The sequence below is a fragment of the Sphingomonas silueang genome, assembly GCF_040049155.1.
Taxonomy (GTDB): Bacteria; Pseudomonadota; Alphaproteobacteria; order Sphingomonadales; family Sphingomonadaceae; genus Sphingomonas; species Sphingomonas silueang.
Window position 1 is genome coordinate 161,525 of sequence record NZ_JBDZDK010000001.1, and the last position, 17,489, is coordinate 179,013.

General features: G+C 70.4%; 15 protein-coding genes. 10 read left to right on the forward strand and 5 right to left on the reverse strand.

The window, feature by feature from the left end; genetic code table 11:
* Window positions 1-480 precede the first annotated feature (480 nt).
* Genes ABLE43_RS00695 through nagE form a run of 5 tightly spaced genes read left to right on the forward strand, consistent with a single transcriptional unit; the run spans window position 481 to window position 7,660 of the window.
* A complete protein-coding gene (locus ABLE43_RS00695; protein ID WP_348976542.1) occupies window positions 481-1,218 on the forward strand; it encodes a GntR family transcriptional regulator in 738 nt (245 codons plus the stop codon).
* Window positions 1,219-1,256: 38 nt separating this feature from the next.
* Window positions 1,257-2,321: an SIS domain-containing protein gene (locus ABLE43_RS00700; protein ID WP_425475217.1), complete on the forward strand. Its 1,065-nt coding sequence runs from the start codon at window positions 1,257-1,259 to the stop codon at window positions 2,319-2,321.
* A complete protein-coding gene (nagA, locus tag ABLE43_RS00705; RefSeq protein WP_348976543.1) occupies window positions 2,318-3,445 on the forward strand; it encodes an N-acetylglucosamine-6-phosphate deacetylase in 1,128 nt (375 codons plus the stop codon). The genes ABLE43_RS00700 and nagA overlap by 4 nt, the downstream gene beginning before the upstream one ends.
* A gap of 49 nt (window positions 3,446-3,494) precedes the next feature.
* Window positions 3,495-5,987, forward strand: a complete 2,493-nt coding sequence (gene ptsP / locus ABLE43_RS00710; RefSeq protein ID WP_348976544.1) for a phosphoenolpyruvate--protein phosphotransferase — start codon at window positions 3,495-3,497, stop codon at window positions 5,985-5,987.
* A complete protein-coding gene (gene nagE / locus ABLE43_RS00715; protein WP_348976545.1) occupies window positions 5,984-7,660 on the forward strand; it encodes an N-acetylglucosamine-specific PTS transporter subunit IIBC in 1,677 nt (558 codons plus the stop codon). The genes ptsP and nagE overlap by 4 nt, the downstream gene beginning before the upstream one ends.
* A 20-nt stretch (window positions 7,661-7,680) precedes the next feature.
* Here the strand turns inward: nagE and ABLE43_RS00720 are convergent, their stop codons facing one another.
* Together ABLE43_RS00720 and hemW are read right to left on the reverse strand one after the other, a co-directional pair.
* A complete protein-coding gene (locus ABLE43_RS00720; RefSeq protein ID WP_348976546.1) occupies window positions 7,681-8,661 on the reverse strand; it encodes a glycosylasparaginase in 981 nt (326 codons plus the stop codon).
* 241 nt (window positions 8,662-8,902) lie between these two features.
* On the reverse strand, window positions 8,903-10,051 hold the full coding sequence (hemW, locus tag ABLE43_RS00725) for a radical SAM family heme chaperone HemW (RefSeq protein ID WP_348976547.1): 1,149 nt from the start codon (window positions 10,049-10,051) through the stop codon (window positions 8,903-8,905).
* A gap of 168 nt (window positions 10,052-10,219) precedes the next feature.
* Between hemW and ABLE43_RS00730 the strand changes: the two genes are divergently transcribed.
* On the forward strand, window positions 10,220-10,663 hold the full coding sequence (locus tag ABLE43_RS00730) for a CAP domain-containing protein (protein ID WP_348976548.1): 444 nt from the start codon (window positions 10,220-10,222) through the stop codon (window positions 10,661-10,663).
* 20 nt (window positions 10,664-10,683) lie between these two features.
* Here the strand turns inward: ABLE43_RS00730 and ABLE43_RS00735 are convergent, their stop codons facing one another.
* From ABLE43_RS00735 to rph, 3 genes are read right to left on the reverse strand one after another with little or no spacing between them, the layout of a single operon-like run.
* Window positions 10,684-10,899, reverse strand: coding sequence for a hypothetical protein (locus ABLE43_RS00735; RefSeq protein WP_348976549.1), 216 nt, complete (start codon window positions 10,897-10,899; stop codon window positions 10,684-10,686).
* Between the two features lie 57 nt (window positions 10,900-10,956).
* The gene (gene rdgB / locus ABLE43_RS00740) at window positions 10,957-11,586 is read right to left on the reverse strand and encodes an RdgB/HAM1 family non-canonical purine NTP pyrophosphatase (RefSeq protein ID WP_348976550.1); all 630 of its coding nucleotides are present in this window, start codon (window positions 11,584-11,586) and stop codon (window positions 10,957-10,959) included.
* Window positions 11,583-12,299 (reverse strand): ribonuclease PH, encoded by a 717-nt coding sequence (rph, locus tag ABLE43_RS00745; protein WP_348976551.1) that lies wholly within the window; start codon window positions 12,297-12,299, stop codon window positions 11,583-11,585. Before rph ends, rdgB begins: the two co-directional genes overlap by 4 nt.
* 99 nt (window positions 12,300-12,398) lie before the next feature.
* Between rph and ABLE43_RS00750 the strand changes: the two genes are divergently transcribed.
* The 4 genes from ABLE43_RS00750 to ABLE43_RS00765 all read left to right on the forward strand — a co-directional run bounded on the left by ABLE43_RS00750 (window position 12,399) and on the right by ABLE43_RS00765 (window position 17,470).
* Window positions 12,399-12,902, forward strand: coding sequence for a DUF6438 domain-containing protein (locus tag ABLE43_RS00750; RefSeq protein ID WP_348976552.1), 504 nt, complete (start codon window positions 12,399-12,401; stop codon window positions 12,900-12,902).
* A gap of 176 nt (window positions 12,903-13,078) precedes the next feature.
* Window positions 13,079-14,119 carry a heat-inducible transcriptional repressor HrcA gene (gene hrcA, locus ABLE43_RS00755; protein ID WP_348976553.1) on the forward strand — a complete coding sequence of 347 codons (1,041 nt, stop codon included), beginning with the start codon at window positions 13,079-13,081 and terminating at the stop codon, window positions 14,117-14,119.
* Between the two features lie 16 nt (window positions 14,120-14,135).
* Window positions 14,136-14,693, forward strand: a complete 558-nt coding sequence (locus ABLE43_RS00760; RefSeq protein WP_348976554.1) for a nucleotide exchange factor GrpE — start codon at window positions 14,136-14,138, stop codon at window positions 14,691-14,693.
* Between the two features lie 20 nt (window positions 14,694-14,713).
* Entirely contained in the window at window positions 14,714-17,470 is a 2,757-nt protein-coding gene (locus ABLE43_RS00765; protein ID WP_348976801.1) for a [protein-PII] uridylyltransferase, read from the forward strand.
* Window positions 17,471-17,489 lie beyond the last annotated feature (19 nt).

Here is a 17,489-nt window from a genome sequence, read left to right on the forward strand (position 1 = left end):
CGGCGTGCAGTCCTGTGCGACAAGCGGCCCGGCTTCTGGTACTGTATTGGTACCATTTGGGCTCATTCTGGTCAGGTGGAGTGTGACCAATTCCAATCATAAAATCTACATAAAAATGAAAAGGAACTGCATAGGTGAGAATATTGCGATTTCTCCGACGCATAATGGGCCACCGGCGCGCCAACGGGTGCAATAATTGCAACTAAATTGCTATAAGATGGAATATAATTCCAAAAAATGCCGGATCGCCGCAGGGTCGGCTACCGTATACGAGTCGGGCGGGTAGAACTTACTACACAGTCCAATTCGTCCTTTGGGATGAGTGGGAGCGCCTCACCACGCGGGAATCCGACAGAAACGCCGTGAATCCCCGCTACGAAAACACACTTGTATAATACCAAAAACGGACCTATCCTGCGCATTGTGATTATCCAGCCCACCCCCTACGCTGACCTGCTGCGGACATCGAAGGGTCAGGGCATGGATTTCTACGAACGGGTCGGGCGGTTGCCGACCGACGGGCATGCCCCGTTGTACCTGCAGCTCCAGCAGCTCGTGCGCGGCGCGATCGAGCGCAAGGTGCTGGTGCAGGACGACGTGATCCCGCCGGAACGCGAGCTGGCCGCCGAATATGACGTGTCGCGCATCACCGTGCGCAAGGCGATCGAGGGGCTGGCGAACGAGGGGCTGGTGGTCCGCAGGCGCGGGGCGGGTACCTTCGTCGCGGCGCGGGTGGACAAGAGCTTTTCCAAGCTGTCGTCCTTTTCGGAGGACATGACGGCGCGCGGGCGCACCCCGCGCAGCGAATGGGTGTCGAAGTCCGCCGGGCTGGTCAGCCCGGAGGAATCGCTGTCGCTGGGGCTGTCGCCCGGCACGCCGGTCTATCGCTTCCAGCGGATGCGCTATGCCGACGACGTGCCGATGGCGGTCGAATATGCGACGATCGTCGGGCGCTGCCTGCCCGGTGTCGATGCGGTGGGCGATTCGCTCTATGCCGCGCTGGAGGCGACCGGGTGCCGCCCGGTGCGCGCGCTCCAGCGGCTGCGCGCGCTGGCCTTTCCCGCCGAACAGGCGCGGCGGCTGGGCGTGGAGACGGGCCATGCCGGGCTGTTCATCGAACGGCGCGGCTTCCTGCCCGACGGCGAGACGGTGGAGTTCACCCAATCCTATTACCGCGGCGACGCATACGACGTCGTCGCCGAACTGAACGCGAACTGATCCGGCGCATAGGGGCGGCGGATGCACAAGGGGGGTATATGACGTCCATTGCCGAGGCCGATCCGGCCCCGCACGCCGCCGCCGCCGATCGGACCGCGATGTTCCGCGAGGCGGCCGAGGGCGGCGCGACCGTCGCCCGCTTCCTCGCGCGCAATCGTGACGCGCTGGTGCAGCTGGGGGCGATGCTGCGCGCCGATCCGCCCGCGCTGGTCGTGACCTGTGCGCGCGGATCGTCGGACCATGCCGCGACCTATGGCAAATATCTGATCGAGACGCTGTGCGGCGTGCCGGTGGCGAGCGCCGCGCCGTCGGTCGCATCGGTCTATGCGACGCAGATGGAGCGCACCCATGCGGTGGTGATCGCGGTGTCGCAGTCGGGCCGGAGCCCCGACCTGCTGCGCACCGTCGAGAGCTACAAGGCGGCGGGCGCGCGCGTCGTGGCGCTGGTGAACGTCGAGGATTCGCCGCTGGCGGCGCTGGCCGATGTCGTGCTGCCGCTGTCGGCCGGGCCGGAGACGTCGGTGGCGGCGACCAAGTCGTTCATCGCGTCGCTGGCCGCGCTGGCGGCGGTCGCGGCATACTGGAGCGAGGACCGGGCGCTGATCGACGCGCTCGACGCTGCGCCCGCACAACTGGAGGCGGCGTTCGACCTCGACTGGCGCGCGGTCGCCGACACGCTGGTCGCGGCGCGCAACCTGTTCGTGATCGGGCGCGGCTACAGCTTCGGCGTGGCGCAGGAGGCGGCGCTGAAGATGAAGGAGACCTCGGCGCTGCATGCCGAGGCGTTCAGCAGCGCCGAGGTGCGCCACGGGCCGATGGCGATCATCGACAACGGCTTTCCGCTGCTCGCCTTCGCCACGTCGGACGAGGCGGGCGATGATGTGCGCGCGGCGGCGAAGGAATTCGCGACGCGCGGCGCGGCGGTGCATCTGGCCGATGCCGCGGACGGCGGCAGCCATCCGGGCGCGATCCGCAGCCATGCCGCGATCGAGCCGATCCTGATGATCCAGAGCTTCTATCGCATGATTGAAAGCGTGTCGCGCCGCCGCGGCCTCGACCCCGACGCGCCGCCGCACCTGCGCAAGGTCACGGAAACGCGATGAGCGGCTTCGTCTTTCGCGGCGGGCGGGTGCTCGCCGAGGCGTGCGGCGGCGACGGCTGCGCGTTTCGCGTCGAGGCCGGGCGGATCGCCGATTTCCATGCGGGCGACGATGCCGAGGTGTTCGACCTCGACGGCGGCTGGCTGGTGCCGGGGTTCGTCGATACGCAGGTCAACGGCGGCGGCGGGGTGCTGTTCAACGACACGCCGACCGTGGCGGGCATCGCCGCGATCGGCGCGGCGCATGCGCGATACGGCACCACCGCCTATCTGCCGACGCTCATCAGCGACCGGCTCGACGTGGTGGCGGCGGCGCTGGATGCGGTGGACGCGGCGATCGCGGCGGGCGTGCCCGGCGTCGTCGGCATCCATGTCGAGGGGCCGTTCCTGAACCCGGCGCGCAAGGGCATCCACGACGCGAACCATTTCCGCGCGCTGGACGATGCGGCGATCGACCTGCTCACCCGGCCCCGCCGGGGCGTGGTGATGGTGACGCTGGCGCCCGAACGCAACGGTGCCGACGCGATCGGGCGGCTGGTCGCGGCGGGCGTGATCGTCAGCATCGGCCACAGCGACGCGACCTATGAACAGGCACGCGCCGCGATCGACGCGGGCGCACGCGGCGTGACGCACCTCTACAACGCCATGTCGCCGCTCCGGCACCGCGATCCGGGCGTGGTCGGCGCGGTGCTGGACGATGCGGGCATCTATGCCGGGCTGATCGTCGACGGGGCTCATCTGCACCCTGCCGCGATCCGCATCGCGCTGAAGGCCCGGCCGCACGACCGCTTCATGCTCGTGACCGATGCGATGCCGACCGTCGGCGCCACCGACAAGACGTTCGTGCTGAACGGCCTGCCCATCCATGTCGAGAACGGCGTGTGCGTCGGCCCCGACGGGACGCTGGCGGGATGCGACCTCGACATGGCGAGCGCGGTGCGCAACCTCCATGCGCTGGGCGTCGGCTTCGAGGACGCGGTGGCGATGGCGTCGGCCAATCCCGCCGCCTTCCTGCGGCTGTCGCACCGCATCGGCAGCCTCCATGTCGGCGCACAGGCCGATTTCGTCTGGCTCGCCCCCGACCTGACCGTGCGCGGTACATGGATCGGCGGCAAGCGCATCGTCTGAACACATTCGCGACGCCCGCCATGGGGCGTCGCCTTGCCGGGGGGCATCGATGACCGCCATCCTTCTGACCGCGCCGATCGAGGGTTGGGCCTGTCCGCTCGACGACGTGCCCGACGCGGTGTTCGCCGGGCGGATGCTGGGCGACGGCATGGCGATCGATCCCACGGGCGATACGCTGCATGCGCCGTGCGACGGCGTGGTGCTGACGCTGCATGCGGGCGGCCATGCGATCACGCTGCGCAGCGACGACGGGGTCGAGCTGCTGATGCATATCGGCATCGATACGGTACAGCTGGGCGGCGTGCCGTTCACCGCGCTGGTGCAGCCGGGCGACCGGGTGGCGCGCGGGGCGCCGCTGATCCGCTACGACCTCGACGCGATCGTGTGCAGTGCGCCTGCGGTCGTCACGCCGCTGATCGTCACCAACGGCGATGCGTTCCGGATCGTCGCGCGCGAGGGCGGGCGGAGGTTGGCGGTGGGCGATCCGCTGCTGACGCTGGAGCCGGTGGCGCAACAGTCGGTTGTGATCGCGCCGGCCGGGGAACGGGTGGTCGCGACGGTGCGGGTGCCGATGGCGCACGGCCTGCACGCCCGCCCGGCGGCGCGGATCGGCGAGGTCGCGCGCGGCTTCGCGGCGGACAGCTGGCTGGCGAAGGGCGAGGCGCAGGCATCGACGCGCGGCGCGGTGGGGCTGCTGGGGCTCGGCATCGGCTTCGGCGACACGATCGAGGTGCGCGCGAGCGGGCCGGATGCGGCGACGGCGGTGGCCGCGCTGGTCGCGCTGATCGAGGGCGGGATGGGCGAGGGGCAGGCGACGTCCGCGCCCGCCGCCGCCCCGACGCCCGCCCCGGTCGCGCTGGGTGAGGGGCAGCTGGCGGGCACCACCGCCGCGCCGGGACAGGCGATCGGCGTCGCGCACCGGCTGCGCATCGCCGAGATCGCGGTGCCCGAGGACGGGCAGGGCGTGGCGCACGAGGCGCAGCGGCTGGAGACGGCGCTGGCGGCGGTGCGCGACGCGCTGGGCGCAGGCGGCGAAGGTGCGGGCGCGGCGATCCGGGCGGCGCATCTGGCGTTCCTCGATGACCCCGACCTGGTCGATGCCGCACAGGCGGCGATCCGCGACGGGCGCGACGCGGGCCATGCGTGGCGCAGCGCGACCCGGGCGCAGGCGCAGGTGCTCAAAGGGCTGGGCGATGCGCGGCTGGCCGAGCGGGCCGACGATCTGCTCGACCTCGAACGGCAGGTGCTCGGCGTGCTGACCGGCGCGGAGGCGGAGGCGATGCGCTATCCGCCGGGCACGATCCTCGTCGCCGACGACCTGCTGCCGTCGCAGGTGATGGCGCTCGACCCCGCCGAGGTGGTGGGCCTTGCGGTCGAGCGCGGCGGGCCGACCTCGCATGTCGCGATCCTTGCCGCGACGATGGGGCTGCCCGCGCTGGTCGCGATCGGCGCGCCGCTGGGGCAGGTGGCGGACGGAGCCACGCTGATCCTCGATGCCGATGCCGGGGTGCTGCACGTCGATCCCGATGCGGATACGCTGGCCGCGGCGCGCGACGCGGTCGCGCGGCGGGCCGACGAGCGTGCGGCGGCGCTGGCAGCGGCGGCGGATGCCTGCGTGACCGCCGACGGCGTGCGGATCGAGGCGTTCGCGAACCTCGGGTCGCGTGAGGATGCGGTGGTCGCGATGGCGAACGGCGCGGAAGGATCGGGGCTGCTGCGCACCGAATTCCTGTTCCTCGACCGCGACACCGCGCCCGATGTCGCGGAACAGGCCGCGCTCTATGGCGATATCGCCGCGACGCTTCAGGGACGCCCGCTGATCGTCCGCCTGCTCGACGTCGGCGGTGACAAGCCCGCGCCCTATCTGCCGATCGCGCCGGAGGAGAATCCGGCGCTGGGCCTGCGCGGCATCCGCGTCGCGCTGGCGATGCCGGAGATACTGGAGGCGCAGTTGCGCGCGATCCTGTCGGTCCGCCCGGTCGGGCAGTGCCGGATCATGATCCCGATGGTCGCGAGCGTCGCCGAGATCGTGGCGGTGCGCGGCGAGGTCGACCGGCTGCGCGCCGAGCTGGGCATCGCCGAACGGATCGAGGTCGGCATCATGGTCGAGACGCCCGCCGCCGCCGTCACCGCTGCCACGCTTGGCGCCCATGCCGATTTCCTGTCGATCGGCACCAACGACCTGACGCAATATGCGCTGGCGATGGATCGCGGCAATCCGGCGGTCGCGGGCGGCATCGACGGGCTGCACCCCGCCGTGCTGCAACTGATCGCACATACGACGGCGGGGGCGGCGCGCCACGGCCGCTGGGTCGGGGTGTGCGGTGGCCTCGCCTCCGACCGGCTGGCGGTGCCGCTGCTGATCGGGCTGGGCGTCACCGAATTGTCGGCCTCGCCGCGGTTCGTGCCCGAATTGAAGGCGCTGGTGCGGCGGTTGCGCGTGCCCGATTGCGCCGCGCTGGCCGGGGCCGCGCTGGCGGTGGAGGGGCCGCAGGCGGTGCGCGCGCTGGTCCGCGATTTCCTGAAGGAGCATGCAGCATGAAGTCGGCGATCGAGATGCTCCAGCCGATCGGTCGCGCGCTGATGCTGCCGATCGCGGTCCTGCCGGTCGCGGGGCTGCTGCTGCGGCTGGGCCAGCCCGACCTGCTCGACATCGGCCTGCTGGCGGCGGCGGGCGATGCGCTGTTCGCCAATCTGGGGCTGTTGTTCGCGATCGGCGTCGCCTGCGGTATCGCGCGCGACGGCAACGGCGCGGCGTGCCTTGCCGGGGTGGTCTGCTACCTCGTCGTGAAGAACGGCGGGCCGGTGTTCCTGACCGTGCCTGCCGAGGTGACGCAGGGCTTCGTCGATTCCGTAGCCGCGACCCTGTCGGCGGCGTGGAAGGCCAAGGCCTTCGCCAAGCTCGACGTGCCGATCGGCATCGTCGCCGGGCTGATCGGCGGCGGCTTCTACAACCGGTTCGCGACGATCAAGGTGCCGGAATATCTCGCCTTCTTCGGCGGGCGGCGGTTCGTGCCGATCGTCAGCGGCCTCATGGGCATCGCCATCGCCGCACTGGTGGGGCTGAGCTTCGGCGGGATCACCGCCGCGCTGGATGCGACCAGCCAGGGGCTGGTGGCGTCGGGCAGCGTCGGGCTGTTCGGCTTCGGCCTGCTCAACCGGCTGCTGCTGGTGACGGGGCTGCACCATATCCTCAACAACGTCGCATGGTTCGTGCTGGGCGACTTCAACGGGACGACGGGCGACCTGCGCCGCTTCTTCGCGGGTGATCCGGGCGCGGGGGCGTTCATGGCCGGATATTTCCCGGTGATGATGTTCGGCCTGCCCGCCGCGTGCCTTGCGATGTACCGCTCGGCGCTGCCCGAACGGCGCAAGGCGGTGGGCGGCATGCTGCTCAGCCTCGCGCTCACCAGCTTCCTGACCGGCGTGACCGAGCCGATCGAATTCTCGTTCATGTTCCTCGCGCCCGCGCTCTATGCGATCCATGCGGTGCTGACCGGGCTGGCGATGGTCGTCATGGACTGGCTGGGAGTGAAGCTCGGCTTCGGCTTCTCGGCGGGGCTGTTCGACTATGTGCTGAACTATGGCAAGGCGACGAAGCCGTTGCTGCTGATCCCGGTCGGGCTGGCCTATTTCGCGCTCTATTATGGGGTGTTCCGCCTATTCATCGTCCGTTTCGACCTCAAGACGCCGGGGCGCGATGCGGCGGCGGTCGCGGCACCCGGTACGGCGGGTGAGGGTACGCGGGGCGCCGCGTTCCTCGCCGCGCTGGGCGGGATGGGCAATCTCGCCAGCATCGGGGCGTGCACGACCCGGCTGCGGTTGATGGTCGCGGACCAGGCGCTGGTGGACGAGGCGGCGCTGAAGGCGCTGGGCGCGATGGGCGTGCTGCGCCCGTCGGCACGCGCGGTGCAGGTGATCGTCGGTCCGATCGCCGATCAGGTCGCCGAGGAAATCCGTGCGGCGGGCGCGGGCAGCGGCGGCGTTGCGCTCCCGGTCGCGGCGGATGCCCCCGCGCCCGAAGCGCCGGTCGCGCTGGACGCACGGGTCGTGGCGGCGCTCGGCGGGGCCGCGGCGATCCGGCAGGCGGCGGCGCTGGCCGGTCGCGTGCGGATCGAGCTGCACGCGCCGGTCGATCCGGCGGTGCTGGCGACCTTGCCCGGCGTACGTGCGGCGGTGGCGGTGGCGCCCACGGTGGTGCACCTGCTGCCCTGACCGGCGGCGTGCGCGGTGCGTCAGGCCGCGCGCAGGCTCTGCGATTGCAGGACGGCGCTGCCGATCGCATAGGTGAAGCCCGGCAGCAGCGCGAACGCGCCGACCTGCCCCCGTGCATCCATCGCGAGGAAGCCGACCTGTACCCCGTCGAGCGCGCTGCCGCGCAGCCGGGCGATATGCTCCACCGCCTCGCGGCAGGCGGCCATCGGCGACAGCCCCGCGCGCAGCGACGACACGACGCGCGCGGTGCCCGCGATGCGGGTCACTTCCTCGCCGAGGCCGGTGGCGGTGGCGGCGCCCACACCCGCCTCGACGAACAGCCCGCTGCCGACCTGCGGCGAATCGCCGACCCGCCCGTGCAGCTTGAACGCCATGCCCGAGGTGGTGCAGGCCCCGGCGAGCGACCCGTCGGGCGCGCGCGCGATCATGCCGATCGTGTCATGGTCGAGCGCGCCGCCCGGCGGCGTGCGGCGGTTCTCGCTGTTGGCGGCGGGCGCGTATTTCGAAGTCCTGAGCCAGTTGCGCCATTCGGCCTCCGCCTCGGGCGTCAGCAGCTTTTCGGGCGTGAAGCCGTTGGCGAGCGCGAACCGGCGTGCGCCGTCGCCGACGAGGAAGGTGTGCGGCGTGCGCTCCATCACCGCGCGCGCGACCGAGATGGGGTGGGCGATATCCTCCAGCGCCGCGACGGCGCCGACATGGCCCTTGTCGTCCATGATGACCGCATCCAGCGTGACGATGCCGTCGCGGTCGGGATAGCCGCCCTTGCCGACCGAATGATTGGCGAGATCCGCCTCGGGCACCTTCGCGCCCGCCTCCAGCGCGTCGATCAGGCTGCCCCCGGCGCGGAAGCGGGCGATGGCCGCTTCGTTGGCCGCTGCGCCGAAATCCCAGGTCGAGGCGATGCGCAGGCTCTGCGACACGCGCGGCTGGGCGGGCAGGGCGGCAGCGGTGGTCGCGGCGGCAAGGCCCGCAATGGCGTGGCGGCGGGTCAGGTTCGGCACGTCGGTCCCCTCATGCTGTCCGTGCGGTTGTGCGGGGGCGGGGTCGGGCGCGCAAGATATCGGAAGCGAGGGAGGTCGTTTTCACGCGGAGGCGCGGAGACGCGGAGGGGTTGCGGCCCCGATCCGATGCGCGACAGCGAAACCGTCACTCCTGCTGAAGTCAGGAACAGGAAGGCCGCTTTCGCGGCGGGACGCGGCAGCGCGTGCCCCTCCGTGCCCTGGCGTGCGAACGACCTTCCGGCTACACCGCGACCTCGCGCAGCACGGCGTCGAGCACCGGGATACCCGCCGCCGTCAGCGCCAGCCGGTCGCCGTCCAGCCGCACCAGCCCTTGTCCGGCCAGCAGCGCCACCTTGTCACGCCGCACCACCCCGTCGATCGTGCGCTCGCCCAGCCGGGCGATGCGGGCGAGATCGACCCCCTCCGCCATGCGCAGGCCCATCACCAGCGCCTCCGTCACCCGCTCCTGCGGAGTCAGCGCATCCTCCTGCTCGATGCCATGGCCGTTGCGCGCCACGGCGGCGATCCAGTTCTCGGGCTTGCGGCGGCGTTGCGTCGCCATGCCGCCGCGCCGCCCGTGCGCGCCGGGGCCGACCCCGGCATAGTCGCGGTAGCGCCAGTAGGTCAGGTTGTGGCGGCTCTCCGCGCCGGGGCGGGCATGGTTCGACACCTCGTAGAGCGGCAGCCCGGCGGCGGCGGTCATCGCCTGCGTCGTCTCGAACAGGTCGGCGGCGCGATCGGCGTCGGGAATCGTCAGTTCGCCTTTCGCGAACAACGTGGCGAAGCGCGTCCCTGGCTCGATCGTCAACTGGTAGAGCGAGAGATGCTCGGTCCCGAACGACAGCGCGCGCGCCAGTTCCGCCTCCCATGCCTTCAGCGACTGGTCGGGGCGGGCATAGATCAGGTCGAAGCTGACCCGCGCGAAATGGCGCTGCGCGACCTCGAGCGCGGCCAGCGCCTCGCCCACGTCATGCGCGCGTTCGAGGAAGGCGAGCGCCCGGTCGTCGAGCGCCTGTACCCCCAGCGACACGCGGTTGACCCCGGCGGCGGCGATCGCCGCGAATCGCGCCGCCTCGACCGACGACGGATTGGCCTCCAGCGTGATCTCGATATCGTCGTCGGCGGTCCAGTGGCGACGGGCGGCATCGATCACCGCCGCCACCGTATCGGGCGGCATCAGCGACGGCGTGCCGCCCCCGAAGAAGATCGAGCCCAGCCGCCGTCCGGGCAGCAGGGCCGCCTCATGCGCGAGGTCGGCGAGCAGCGCCGCCTTCCATGCTGCCTGGTCCACCTGTTCACGGACGTGACTGTTGAAATCGCAATAGGGACACTTGCGTACACAGAAGGGCCAATGGACGTAAAGAGCGAGGGGCGATTGGACGGTAGTCATTTCTATGCTATTAAGGTCCAAGGAGAAAAATATAATCAGGCGGGTAGAATGCGGGGCGTATCCATAGTGCTTTCAGCGCTGTTTTTCTTGGAATGCTCGGCGGTTCCGGCAGCGGCACCACCCACCCATTCCGAGCCGCGGCCATTCGGGGGGGAAGCGCCGAGGGGCGTGACATTGTTTCAGCGGGCCATGTTGCAGGGGCATAACGCCGCGCGTGCCGAAGCGGGGCTGCCGCCTTTGGCATGGGATCCGGGGTTGGCGCTACAGGCAAAACGCTATGCCAATGTGCTGGCGGCCACCGGGCAGTTCGAGCATTCCGCACAGCCGCGCGGCGAACCGGACGAGGGCGAGAATCTGTGGACCGGCACGCGCGGTGCCTATCTCTACGAAGAGATGATCAAGCATTGGGTCGATGAGAAGCACGATTACGTGCCGCGGGCGATCCCCGATGTATCGCGCACCGGGGATTTCGGCGATGTCGGCCATTATACCCAGATCATGTGGCACAGCACGCGCCGCATGGGCTGCGCCGAATCGAGCAATCGCGAGGACGACTATCTGGTCTGCCGCTATGTCCCGGCCGGCAATGTCGAGGGCGAGCGGGCGTTCTGACACGCCCGCCGCGCGCCGGTTCAGGCGCGGGCACCCGCGATCATCTTCGACGCGATATGGCGCACGGCCTCGTCGTCCTTGTCCGGGCCATGGGCAGGGTCGCCCAGCTTGTCGAGGCTGATCTCGAGCGAGTCGAGCAGGCCGGGCAGGCGGCGCTCGACATAGCGCATCGTCCAGAACAGCAGATGCTCCACCGCGATCTCGCGGTGGCGTGTCTTGATCGTCGCGTCCGACATCCGGCAGCCTCTCCTATCTACAGGAAAGGGAATGCGTGGATGCCGGACACGTTCCCTTCAGAACACCGCCGCGACGAGTTGCCGGAACGCATCGGCGCGGTGGCTGATCGCATGCTTGTGGTCGGGATCGATCTCGCCGTAGCTCCGGTCCATGCCGTCCTGAACGAACATCGGGTCATAGCCGAACCCCCGGTCGCCGCGCGGCGGCCAGACCAGCGTGCCGTCGACGCGGCCCTCGAACCATTCGACATGGCCGTCGGGCCATGCCAGCGCCAGCGCGCAGACGAAATGCGCCGCCCGGCTGTGGTCCGGCCCGGTCGCCTGCATCCGATCCTCGACCAGCCGCATCGCCGCCGAGAAGTCCTTCGACGGCCCGGCCCAGCGCGCGGAGAAGATGCCGGGATCGCCGTTCAGCGCCTCGACGCACAGCCCGCTGTCGTCGGCCAGCGCGGGCAGGCCCGAGAGGTCGGCGGCCTGCAACGCCTTCAGGTCGGCATTGGCGACGAAGGTGGTGCCGGTCTCCTCCGGTTCGGGCAGATCGAGCTCGCCCGCCGAGATCGGCGCCATGCCATAGGGGCCGAGCAGCGCCGCGATCTCGCGGATCTTGCCGGGGTTGTGGCTGGCGATGACGAGCTTGCCGGGGGCGAGCTTGCGGATCGCCTGCGGCTCCTTGCCCTCGCCGCTCATCGCCCGGTCGCCCGCAGCTGTTCGGCGAAAATCCGTCCGCAGCCGATGCGGGCGAGGCGCAGCAGGCGCAGCAGCGCTTCCTCGTCATAGCAGGCGCCCTCGGCGGTGGCCTGTACCTCGGCGATGTTGTTGTCGCTGGTCAGCACGAAATTGGCGTCGGCGTCGGCGGCGGAGTCCTCGACGTAATCGAGGTCGAGTACCGGCGTGCCCTGATGGATGCCGCAGCTGACCGCCGCGACCTGCCGGCTGATCGGATCGACCTCCAGCTTGCCCTCGCGCAGCAGCCCGTCGACCGCGAGCCGCAGCGCGACCCACGCGCCCGAGATGGACGCGGTGCGGGTGCCGCCGTCGGCCTGGATCACGTCGCAGTCGAGCGTGATCTGGCGTTCGCCCAGCGCCTTGAGGTCGACCACGGCGCGCAGCGAACGTCCGATCAGCCGCTGGATCTCCTGCGTCCGGCCCGACTGCTTGCCCTTGGCCGCCTCGCGGCTGCCGCGGGTGTGGGTGGCGCGGGGCAGCATGCCGTATTCGGCGGTGATCCAGCCCTCGCCCTTGCCGCGCAGCCACGGCGGCAGCCGCTCCTCGATCGAGGCGGTGACGAGCACCTTCGTGTCGCCGAAGCCGATCAGGCACGACCCCTCGGCATGGCGGGTATAGCCGGTCTGGATCGTGATCGCGCGCATTTCATCGGGGGTGCGGCCGGAGGGGCGCATGGGATTCTCCTGAAAATCTGTCCCCGCCCTAGCGGTCCGTTCATCCCCGCGCCAGTCGGTGCGGGGTATCGCACCCGTAACGACAACGGGAGGACGGACATGAGGATCATCGCACCGGCACTGGTGCCGCTGCTGGGCGGATGCGTGATGGCGGTCGGCAACGTCGATCGGGGCGGCACCCCCGTCGCGATCGAGCGCGAGACGATTTCCTACGAGACGGCACCGTGCTTCGGCACCTGCCCGGTCTATGCGGTGACGGTGCAGCCGGACGGCAGCGGCGTGTTCGAGGGCAAGCGCTTTACAGCGGTCGGCGGGACGCGCAGTTTCAAGGCCAGCCCGGCGCAATATCGCGCCTTCGCCGCGAAACTGCAGCCCTATCGCCCGATGCAGGGCGACCGGCTGCTGCAACCGGGCCAGCCGGGCTGCGAGAACGCCGCGACCGACATGCCCTCTGTCGAGGTGCGCTGGAACGAGGCGAGCGGCGCGGCGCAGAAGCTGACCTATTACTACGGTTGCGGCATGGCGGACGGCGGCAGGACGGGCGAGGCGTTGCGCGCGGCGATCCGGGAGCTGCCGATCGCGGATTACATCAAGGCGAACTGATCCTCCCCGACACGGGCAGGGGGACCGCCCGCGCCAGCGGGTGGTGGAGGGGGGTGTCCGCAGACGCTGCGGTTGCATGTGGGGCGATCCCCCTCCACCAGCTTCGCTGGTCCCCCTCCCCGTGCCGGGGAGGATCGGGGTTCCGTGTGCGGCGGGACCGGCATATATTCCGCCCCATGACCCCGCCGTTCCACGAACTGACCGACCGTGCGCGCGACGTGTTCCGGATCGTGGTCGACAGCTATCTGGCGACCGGCGCGCCGGTGGGATCGCGGACCATCGCGCAACTGTCCGGCCTGAACCTCTCGCCCGCATCGATCCGGGGGGTGATGCAGGACCTCGAGGAAGCGGGGCTGCTTGCCGCGCCGCATGTCAGCGCCGGGCGGATGCCGACCGAATCGGGCCTGCGCCTGTTCGTTGACGGCATGATGCATGCGATGGCCCCCTCCGCGCAGGAGCGCGCCGCGATCGAGGCGCAGGCCGACAGCAACGGCCCGGTCGAGGAGGCGCTGGCCGGTACCGCCGCCGCGCTGTCCGGCCTGTCGTCCAGCGCGGGCCTCGTCCTCGTGCCCAAGCGCGAGCCGGTGCTGAAGCAGATATCGTTCGTGCCGCTGTCCGCCGACCGCGCGCTGGCGATCCTCGTCGGGGCGGACGGATCGGTCGAGAACCGCGTGATCGAACTGCCGCCGGGCACCGGCGGCATCGCGCTGGTCGAGGCGGGCAATTACCTGACCGCGCGCCTCTCCGGCCTGACGCTTGCGCAAGCGCGCGCGCGCATCCTGCGCGAGATCGGGCAGGAGCGCGCCGAGCTGGACGCGACGGCGCGCGCGCTGGTCGAGCGCGGGCTGGTGCTGTGGAGCGAGGACGGCGGCAACCGCCCGGTGCTGATCGTGCGCGGCCAGGCGCGGCTGATCGACGAGGCGGCGTCGGGCGACCTCGACCGGGTGCGGCAGCTGCTCGACGAGCTGGAAGGCAAGGAGGAGATCGCCCGGCTGCTCGAATCGGCGCAGGGGTCGGACGCCGCGCGCATCTTCATCGGTTCGGAGAACAAGCTGTTCGCATTGACCGGATCGTCGGTCATCGCCAAGCCGGTGCGCGCGCTCGACGGGCGCGTGGTCGGCGTGGTCGGGGTGATCGGCCCTGTCCGGTTGAACTATGCGCGCGTCGTGCCCATGGTGGATTTCACCGCCGCGACCCTCTCGCGGCTGCTTGGCTGAAGACGAGAAGAGACGCATGACCGATACGCCCGCCAACGACGATACCGCCGACCTGCGCGAAGCCACCGCCGAGGCCGCGCCCGAAGTCGCCGAAGCGGACCGCGCCGCCGACCTCGAAGCGAAGCTGGCCGATGCGCAGGCCGAGGTGCTCTATGCCCGCGCCGACCTCCAGAACGTGCGCCGCCGCGCCGAAAAGGAAGTGGCGGATGCCCGCGCCTATGCCGCGACCGCCTTTTCGCGCGACATCCTGTCGGTCGCCGACAATCTGTCGCGCGCGCTGTCGGCGATCCCCGACGAGCTGCGCGGCGACGACAAGATGAAGGGCCTCGTCACCGGTCTGGAAGCGACCGGCCGCGAGCTGGAGAGCGTGTTCGCCCGCCACGGCATCACGAAGATGGTGTCGGTCGGCGAGACGCTGGACCCCAACCGGCATCAGGCGATGTTCGAGGTGCCGTCGAACGACGCCGCGCCCGGCACCGTCGTGCAGGAGATCCAGAGCGGCTACATGATCCGCGACCGGCTGTTGCGTCCGGCGCTGGTCGGCGTGGCGAAGGCACCGGAGGGCGGCGCCTGAACCTGCCCGTCCAGCCCGATCTGGCGACCCCGCCCCGGTTCGAGCGCATCCCCCGGCCCGAAGCGATCGCCGACCGCCATGCGCTGGCGGCGGCGCTCGCCGCCTTGCCCGACAGTTCCGACCGTGCGGCGCTGCGCCGCGCGGCGACCGCCGTGCTGCGCGACGCGCTGTCGCGCGGGCGCGCCGAGATCGAGCGGCGCTTTCGCGAGCGTCCGGGGCATGGGCTGGAGGCGGCGGCGGCCTATGCGTGGCTGACCGACGTGATCCTCGTCGCGCTGGCGCAGGTGATCGTCGAACGCATCCACCCCAATCCCAACCCGACCGCCGCCGAGCGGATGACGCTGATCGCCGTCGGCGGCTATGGGCGCGGCGAGATGGCGCCGCATTCCGACGTGGATATCGGCGTGCTGACCCCGTGGAAGCAGACCGCGTGGTCCGAACAGGTCATCGAGTCGCTGCTCTATGCGCTGTGGGACCTCGGGCTGAAGGTCGGCCACTCCTCCCGTTCGCTCGACGAGATGGTGCGCCAGGCGAAGGGCGACGTGACGGTGCGTACCGCGCTGGTCGAGGCGCGCTATGTCTGGGGCGACACCGCGCTCTATGCCGAGGCGGCGGCGCGGTTCAAGGCGGAGGTGCAGGAGGGCACCGCGCGCACCTTCATCGCCGAGAAGCTGGCCGAGCGCGATGCGCGGCACAAGCGGATGGGCGACACCCGCTATGTCGTCGAACCCAATGTCAAGGAGGGCAAGGGCGGGCTGCGCGACCTGCACGCGCTCTTCTGGATCGGGAAATACGCCTATAACGTGCGCCGTGCCGCCGATCTGGTGCAGGCCGGGCTGCTGAGCGCGCCCGAGCTGCGCAAGTTCAACCGGGCCGAGGATTTCCTGTGGGCGGTGCGCTGTCACCTCCACCTCATCACCGGCCGCGCCGAGGAGCGGCTGACCTTCGACGTGCAGACCGAGATCGCGACGCGGATGCGCTACAGCGACCGCGTGGGCAAGTCGCGGGTCGAACGCTTCATGCAGTTCTACTTCCTCCAGGCCAAGCGCGTCGGCGACCTGACCGGCATGTTCCTCAGCCATCTCGACGAGACCTATGCCGCGCGCGGCGGGCGGTTCGGGCTGCCGCGCCTGCGGCGGCGTCCGCGGCGGCTGCACGGCTTCGTGCTCGATCGCGGGCGGCTCGCGCTGCCGCGCGACGATTTCTTCGCGCAGGACCCGGTGCGGCTGATCGAGATGTTCGCGCTGGCCGACCTGCACGGCCTCGAAATCCATCCGCTGGCGATGCGCGCCGCGTCGCGCGATGCGCGGCTCGCGGTGCAGGTCCGCTCGCACCCGCGCGCCAACCAGCTGTTCCTCGACGTGCTGACCTCCCCGCGCGATCCCGAGCTGGTGCTGCGCTGGATGAACGAATGCGGCGTGTTCGGGCGGTTCATTCCCGATTTCGGGCGCATCGTCGCGCAGATGCAGTTCGACATGTACCACCATTATACGGTGGACGAGCATACCATCCGCATGATCGGGCTGTTGTCGCAGGTCGAGCGCGGCATCTGTCGCGAGGAGCATCCGCTGGCCACCGCGCTGTTCGGCGGGATCGTGCAGCGGCGCGCGCTGTTCGTCGCGGTGCTGTGCCATGACATCGCCAAGGGGCGCGGCGGCGACCATTCGATCCTGGGGGCGGAGGTTGCCGAGCGGCTGTGCCCGCGCCTTGGCCTCACCCCTGCCGAAACCGAGACGGTCGCATGGCTGGTGCGCCACCACCTGCTGATGTCCGCCACCGCGTTCAAGCGCGACCTGAGCGACTTCAAGACGATCCTCGACTTCACCGGCGTGGTCCAGTCGCCGCAGCGGCTGCGCATGCTGCTGGTGCTGACCGTGGTCGATATCCGCGCGGTGGGGCCGGGGACGTGGAACGGGTGGAAGCGCCAGCTGCTCACCACCCTGTTCGAGACGGCGGAGGAGGTGTTGCGCCTCGGCCACAAGCAGCGCGGGCGTGACGAGCGTATCGCCGAGAAGCAGGAGACGCTGCGCCGGTCGCTTGGGTGGGACAAGGAGACGCTGGCCGCCTATGTCCGGCACCTGCCGCCCGCCTATTGGATCGCCGAGCCCGACGACGTGATCGCCGCCAACGCGCGGATGGTCGACCAGTCGCGCGACGCACGGCTGACGATCGAGACGAGCGTCGACGAGGATCGCGGCGCGACGCTGGTGACGGTCCATGCCGCCGACCATCCGGGGCTGTTCTATCGCATCGCGGGGGCGATCCATGCGGCGGGCGGCAACATCATCGACGCGCGCATCCACACCACGCGCACCGGCATGGCGCTCGACAATTTCCTCGTGCAGAATCCGCTGGGCGGGCCGTTCGACGATGCCGGGCAGCTCGAACGGCTGAAGCGGGCGATCGGCGATGCGCTGGCCAACCGGATGAAGCTGACCGACCGGCTGGCGGCCAAGCCGCTGTCGCGCCCGCGTGCCGAGGCGTTCCCGATCGAGCCGAACGTGCTGATCGACAATGCCGCCTCCAACCGCTTCACCGTGATCGAGGTGAACGCGCGCGACCGGCCCGCGCTGCTCCATCATCTGGCGCAGGCGCTGTTCCAGTCGAAGGTCACGCTGCATTCGGCGCATGTCGCGACCTATGGCGAACGCGCGGTCGATACCTTCTATGTCACCGACCTGACCGGCGACCGGATCACCGGGCAGTTGCGGCTGAAGTCGCTCGAACGGCGGATGCTGGATGCGGCGGCGGGCAAGGAATTCGCCGGGTTCGTTTAATCCCTTGCGGTTCAGTGGG